At 45.6% G+C, this 5985-nt stretch carries 6 protein-coding genes; 3 read left to right on the top strand and 3 right to left on the bottom strand.

Translation table 11 applies throughout. The features are described 5' to 3' along the window. The first annotated feature begins 227 nt into the window (after window positions 1–227). The 3 genes from AB840_RS14580 (at window position 228) to AB840_RS14590 (ending at window position 2711) form a co-directional block, all read left to right on the top strand. Window positions 228–1061 carry an ABC transporter ATP-binding protein gene (locus AB840_RS14580; RefSeq protein WP_053078213.1) on the top strand — a complete coding sequence of 278 codons (834 nt, stop codon included), beginning with the start codon at window positions 228–230 and terminating at the stop codon, window positions 1059–1061. Then, the gene (locus AB840_RS14585) at window positions 1058–2179 is read left to right on the top strand and encodes an ABC transporter permease (protein WP_048515572.1); all 1122 of its coding nucleotides are present in this window, start codon (window positions 1058–1060) and stop codon (window positions 2177–2179) included. Before AB840_RS14580 ends, AB840_RS14585 begins: the two co-directional genes overlap by 4 nt. A gap of 136 nt (window positions 2180–2315) precedes the next feature. After that, the gene (locus tag AB840_RS14590) at window positions 2316–2711 is read left to right on the top strand and encodes a thioesterase family protein (protein ID WP_048515573.1); all 396 of its coding nucleotides are present in this window, start codon (window positions 2316–2318) and stop codon (window positions 2709–2711) included. 107 nt (window positions 2712–2818) lie between these two features. Here AB840_RS14590 and AB840_RS14595 read toward each other — a convergent pair whose 3' ends face one another. The 3 genes from AB840_RS14595 to mmdA are packed head-to-tail and all read right to left on the bottom strand — an operon-like array spanning window position 2819 to window position 5314. Next, complete coding sequence (locus AB840_RS14595) at window positions 2819–3238, bottom strand: biotin/lipoyl-containing protein (protein ID WP_048515574.1); 420 nt, start codon at window positions 3236–3238, stop codon at window positions 2819–2821. A 37-nt stretch (window positions 3239–3275) separates the two neighbouring features. Then, the gene (locus tag AB840_RS14600) at window positions 3276–3770 is read right to left on the bottom strand and encodes a hypothetical protein (protein WP_048515575.1); all 495 of its coding nucleotides are present in this window, start codon (window positions 3768–3770) and stop codon (window positions 3276–3278) included. A gap of 14 nt (window positions 3771–3784) precedes the next feature. Further along, window positions 3785–5314, bottom strand: coding sequence for a methylmalonyl-CoA decarboxylase subunit alpha (gene mmdA / locus AB840_RS14605; protein WP_048515576.1), 1530 nt, complete (start codon window positions 5312–5314; stop codon window positions 3785–3787). Window positions 5315–5985: the final 671 nt, after the last annotated feature.

The following is a 5985-nucleotide window of genomic DNA, read 5'->3' on the forward strand; positions in this document are numbered from 1 at the left end:
TCTTTTCTACCAGGTCCCACGGAATGAATGCTGCTTTCTTGATCCAACGGTTGTTCGGATCCATTTGTAATCCCAAGGGCTGATTAAAATCTTCGAAGGAAAGTTGTTTAGAAGGAGTTTTATACATGTTATATCACCTGTGTGCAAGGATTTTGAGCTGTTTTCCACCATACTCATGCACTTATTATACTACGAAACACTGATGAATACTGCAGTTATGCACACTATTGGTTTGTGCAGTTTACATTATTTATGGCTTTATCGGTTCTAACGGCTCTGGAAAATCAACAACTATCCGTATGCTTTGCGGGCTGCTTCGTCCTACGCACGGCCAGGCCATCGTGCTGGGCTGCGACACGGCGTCCGATACGGATCAGGTCAAGCAGCGAATCGGTTATATGTCCCAGAAATTCAGCCTGTATTATGACCTCACCTGCATAGAAAATATGAAATTTTATGCCGGTTTATACGGCCTGCAGGGACAGATAAAAAAAGATCGTATTCAAAATGTTTTAAAACTAATGCAAATCACCGAAAAGCGTGCCGTACTGGCCGGATCTTTATCTGGCGGCCAGCGCCAGCGCCTGGCGTTAGGCTGTGCTATTCTTCACCGGCCTGAAGTGTTAGTGCTGGACGAGCCGACCTCTGCTGTCGACCCAACCTCCCGCCGTCTTTTCTGGAATTTACTGGCAGAATTAGTCAAAGACGGCAAAACGACTATTCTTGTCACTACACATTTCATGGACGAAGCAGAGCATTGTGATCTCATCGGCTTTCTCCGAGCAGGGCGTCTCATTGCCAATGGCTCGCCCCAGAATCTGAAAGCTGCCCTTCCGGCTCGCCTTATTCTGCTTGATTACCCCACGCCAGGGACATCCCAACAGGCTCTGAAAAAATCCGGCATGCCTTATTTAGATGCGTATTTTTTCGGCCAGCACTTCCATGTACTTATCGCTACGCATACGCAGATTCCCAAGAACCTGTATTATCATGCTGCTGACCTTACCATGGAGGATGTATTTATTTTCTACGACAAACAGCAAAGGAAGGGTCCCCTATGACACGACTGCTGGCTATGCTGTATAAAGAAGTTTTGCAAATGAAACGCGATCCGATTACGCTTATCATCATGTTTATGCTGCCGCTTGTCCAGCTGCTGCTCTTTGGTTTTGCCATCCACACTGATATCAAACATCAATCCACGGCTGTCTTCGATCAATCCCTGACCCAGGAAAGCCGGGATCTTTTAGCAAGCTTTACTAACAGCGAATATTTTGATATCAATTATGTTGCCCATACCTTTCAGGAAGCTAATACACTTGTCGACGGCGGCAGGGCAAAGGTAGCCATCATCATTCCCCCTGACCTGGCAAGCAATGTAAAGCACGGTCATTCCACACCGATTCAAGTGATTGTTGATGCCTCCGATTCCACATCCTCTTCCACCGCGATTTCAGCTGCGCAAGCCATTGGGCAGCTAAAATCCCAGGAGCTGATGCTGAAACACAATCCGCGTATCACGGATACGGATCTGAATCTCTATGATATCCGCATTCGTGCCTGGTACAACCGTGATGCCGTTACCGTCTACTATATGCTGCCCGGCATTATGGGCATTATCCTGACGATGACAATGGTGATGATCACCTCTATGTCTATTGTCCGTGAACGTGAACGCGGCACACTGGAACAGCTCATGGTCACTCCTCTCAAAACCTGGGAGCTCATGGTTGGCAAAGTAATTCCTTATATTTTTGTAGGATATGTGCAAACAACCGTTTCCATACTGGTCGGCATCGGCATTTTCGCGCTTCCCATGCGCGGCAGTATCTTCCTGCTATATGGCTTGACAACATTATTTATTATTGCCTCGCTCACCCTGGGACTCGTCATATCTACAATTTCCAAAACACAGATGCAGGCTATGCAGATGTCTTTCCTTGTCTTTATGCCCAGCGTTTTGCTTTCCGGTTTTATATTTCCCAGGGAAGCCATGCCGGCCTTCTTCTATTATCTCAGTGCCCTCCTCCCTATGACATATTACATTGATATTCTCCGCGGTATTATCCTGAAAGGAAATACCCTGCTGATTTTATATTCCCAGGCTGCCGCTCTTTTAATTTTTATTATAATTACTTTTTTAATCGCTGTAAAAAAATTCACTCGGATGATGAACTGAATCATACTGCCACGTCTCTCCTATCATCCGCACCTGCAGTGCAACTCCCTGTTCTTTATGCACAAAACGACTGGTTTTTGCAGTTCAACTATGGTATAGTGTTATCATAACTTGATTTTAAAAGGAGGTAGTATTAATGGATTTTACAATTAAACCGCAATCCAATGCAGAAACATCCGAACTCGTTACAGAAAACAATACAGCCCTTAAATTTGGCAGCGGCACTGCTAAAGTATATGCCACCCCGGCCATGGTCGGACTGATGGAACATGCAGCTATTTTAGCAGTAGACAGCCAGCTTCCGGACGGATATGGCACCGTGGGCATTTCCATGAATGTCAAGCATGTATCCGCCACCCCTATTGGCCTAACAGTTACGGCAAAGGCAACATTAACGGAACAGGATAGGAAGAAATTAACCTTCCACGTTGAAGCGTATGATGATGCCGGTCTGATCGGCGACGCGATTCACGAACGTTTTATCATTGAATCGGAACCCTTCTTAGCTAAGGCAGAACATAAGAAAAAATAGAATATATACTGCCGCATATTCCGGGACACCAAAAAAGCAGCAATTTCTGATATGATGTACAGAAATTGCTGCTTTTTCGCGAATAAAGCAACATAACCAATGGCAAATTATTTGACAATAACAGCCAGTACCTCGCCAGTTTTTACATTATCGCCTATACTGACACGAATTTCCTGAAGTGTGCCGTCGTTTGCAGCGGTAATATCATTCTGCATCTTCATCGCTTCTAATACAACAATGACATCCCCTCTATGAATTACTTTGCCTGCTTCTGCCTTAAGAGCTGAAATTTTACCCGGCATCGGCGCCTTGATCACAACCGCCCCTTCTGGAATCGGCCCCTTAGGCGCTGGTGCTTCCTGCACTACCGGCTGAGCTGCCGGAGCGGAAGCGGAAGGCACTGCAGGCGCGGCAGCCGTTTGATGCGGAGACGGTATCGTCTCTGCCGGAGAAACTGCCGGGGTATCTACCTCTTCCACTTCCACTTCATATGCTTGTCCATTTACCGTTACTTTAAATTTTTTCATTCTATATCCTCCCGAAGAAAAAGTATGAATTGCACTTTTATTTCATACCAGCCAGACGTCCTGCCATGACCCAGTTTTTATTCTGCCGTACGTTGGACCGGATTGACCGAATCGCCGTCGGCGAATACCCATAGACAGCTACAGCTGCCATAATAACGGCTGCCACATCTGGTGAAATGCCGCCAGCTGCCGCTGACTCGTCAGCCTTGACAGCTACCATCGCCCGCGTTCCAAGCACCACAGGCTGGCGTTCTCCTACCGGTACTACAGGGTATCTGACACCCGCCCCTGCTGACTCGCCAATGGCGGCAGTCTGTGGCGGTTCCGTCTGAGAAGCCGCATTTTGAGCCACACTCCCGGTCTTTTCCAAAAGCCGCTGCAGCTCTTTATTTTCTTGTGTAAGTGCAAAAATTTTGCGTTCTGCACCTTTAAAACGGGTTATCGTGGTATACCAAAGAATGACCAATAGCGCTGCCAGGGCAATGAGTGCCGCCAACACAAATTCCATCGAAACGACAGATGTTTCTTCCATGACATTCCCTCCCCTTACAACGGCATATTTCCGTGTTTTTTAGCTGGTCGTTCTTCTCTTTTGCTGTACAACATAGCCAACGCATTAATAATGCGCGGGCGCGTTTCCTTCGGTTCAATAACGCAATCCACATAGCCATGCTCTGCTGCTTTATAAGGCGTTTGGAATTCCTTGATGTATTCCTGCTTCTTCGCTTCTTTATCAGGATCACGCTTGAAAATAATGTTGGCAGCGCCATCGGCTCCCATTACCGCAATTTCAGCCATAGGCCAGGCAAAAACCATATCGGCACCAAGCTGACGGCAGCACATACCTATGTACGCACCACCATAGGCCTTACGAACGACAATAGTCACCTTAGGCACTGTCGCTTCACAATATGCATACAGCATCTTAGCGCCATGACGGATGATACCGCCATATTCCTGCGTAGTCCCCGGCAGAAAACCCGGCACATCGACAAAGGTAACAATAGGAATATTGAAGCTATCGCAAAACCGAATAAACCGCGCTGCTTTATCCGATGCATTAATATCAAGGCATCCTGCCAGGAATTTAGGCTGATTCGCAATAATTCCGACAGTTTGCCCGTCAAAACGGGCAAAGCATGTAATAATATTTAACGCATAGTTTTCCAGTACCTGATATACCTCGCCCGTATCGACACACGACTTGATAAGATCCAGCATATCGTATGGTATATTGCTGCTGTCCGGAATAATGGAATTCAAGCCTTCATCCTGCCGATTGGGATCATCCGCTATATCAGCAATAGGTGCTTCCTCCATATTATTACTCGGCAGAAAATCCAGCAAAACTTTTATTTTTTCAATGCAGTCATCCTCGTTTTCACAGGCAAAGTGAGCTACGCCGGAAACCGAGCTGTGCGTCACCGCTCCTCCCAAGTCTTCGGCCGATACTTCTTCCGCCGTAACGGACTTGATGACAGCCGGACCGGTAATAAACATATTGCTCGTATTTTTTACCATGAATATAAAATCCGTCAAGGCCGGACTATAGACAGCACCGCCGGCACAAGGCCCCATAATAACGGAAATCTGCGGAATAACGCCAGATGCCTTCGTATTATTCATAAAAATACTGCCAAAGCCGGAAAGCGCATCAATTCCCTCCTGAATCCGGGCACCACCGGAGTCATTGATACCGATAATCGGCGCTCCCATCTTGAGTGCCATTTCCTGAACCTGACAAATTTTATGCGCATGCATTTCTCCCAAGGATCCGCCTTCGACAGTAAAATCCTCTGCATAGGCATACACAAGACGATCATGGATCATCCCGTACCCAATGACCACACCGTCACCGGGGATTTCCTTTTTTTCCATCCCGAAATTAGTACAGCGATGCTGAATAAACTGGCTGATTTCAGTAAAGGTTCCTAAATCAAAAAGTTTTTCCAACCGTTCCCGGGCTGTATATTTTCCGCTGGCGTGTTGTTTATCAATCCGTTTTTGCCCTCCGCCAAGCTTCATTTCTGCCAGCTTCTGACGGAGAATATCTATCTTTTCCTGATTTGTTGCCATATTGCACCTCCAGTACAAAGTGTCATACTTATTTATTATATCATGAAAAGGTTGTTTTGACAGCCTATTCCGTTTTCATTATAGTAAGTTTCCGTTTTTATTATAATATAAATCCAACTAAAAAAAAAGAATTTTCAATAGATGTCCATCCATAAAAGACTAAAATCAAGTAGATTTTTTTATAATTTATGTTGTTTTTTTCTACTTTTAATGTGGTTCTATAATAAATATTGGGGTAAGACAGACAATCCATATCTGCCCTACCCCATGTTGTATAAAAGGAGGGACACAACAGCATCCATCCGATACAATCAAAGCGGCCAAACCCAATCAGAAAAGATAACGCCGTATGCTCCACTGCCATTATATAGAAAAATATTTTAATAAGAAGAAAGGTGCCGCCGGAACGTCCTCTGACATAGGAGGGGCTATGAAGAAAAGTCTGTAAATAAGGTCTTCTATGATAGTTAATAAAGAGTTAATAAATCGTCATTTTGCTAGAACTATCATGCCAGTAATCTGTCAGGGTACATGATGACCAGTTCGCCTCTCACCTTTCCCCAATTCCGAAGCGGCATGGTCCATTTCTTGGCAGCTTCGAAAGTGGACAGGTACAACGCCTTGAGCAGAGCCTGTGAACTTGGGAAAACACTTCGCTGACGGTTTAAGCG

Source organism: Megasphaera cerevisiae DSM 20462 (assembly GCF_001045675.1).
GTDB classification, from domain to species: domain Bacteria; phylum Bacillota; class Negativicutes; order Veillonellales; family Megasphaeraceae; genus Megasphaera; species Megasphaera cerevisiae.